The organism is Bacillus sp. HMSC036E02 (assembly GCF_001836235.1).
Lineage (GTDB): Bacteria > Bacillota > Bacilli > Bacillales > Bacillaceae_G > Bacillus_A > Bacillus_A cereus.
Genome location: NZ_KV827828.1, coordinates 357 through 1,037 on the forward strand (window position 1 = coordinate 357; position 681 = coordinate 1,037).

A 681-nucleotide genomic window follows, 5' to 3' on the forward strand; every position below is an offset into this window, starting at 1 on the left:
TCTTCAGCTGAAAGAGGAAAGATTTTTGATAAAAATGGTGTAATGCTAGCTACAAATAAGAAAGTTAAGTCTCTATATTGCACTTCTAATGATGAAAAGCTATCGAAACAAGATACATCAAACACATTAGCTTTTTTCAATCAATTTTCAAAAGAATTTCAACATGACATTTCGGCAGAGGACATAAAATCACAATTACAGCAATCTTGTAAAAAGCAAACTATGAATGATATACCGTTATACTCTGATATAACTGAGAATGAACTTGCATTCATAAACAAAAACAAACCTAATAATGTAATAATTGAAGACGAATGGATTCGATATTATCCTAAACAGGAAATTGGTTCACAGGTAATTGGGTATGTAGAAAATGACCTTAATTCAAAGCATATGCTTGTTGGAAAAAGTGGGATTGAGCTGCAATATGAAAATGATTTAAAAGGAAAATCAGGAAAAACTCTTATTTTTAAGATTGATAATAAAAACTTCTTCTGGAACATTCAAAACGTACAAAAAGGAAGAGATGTCTGGCTAACCCTAGACTCTAAATTTCAGCAAAAAGCAGAAGAAGCATTAAGATCGCAAATTAAGAAAACACCTGATGCTAAAGCTGGTTATGTTGTAGTCACCGATGCAAAAACTGGCGCGATTTTAACTATGGCCAACTCGGCAGTTTTT

1 protein-coding gene is annotated in these 681 nt (G+C 32.2%); it reads left to right on the forward strand.

Features of this window, described 5'->3' with window-relative positions; translation table 11 throughout:
* The coding region (locus HMPREF2590_RS08925) for a penicillin-binding protein 2 (protein WP_481747574.1) at positions 1–681 on the forward strand (681 nt) is incomplete at both ends.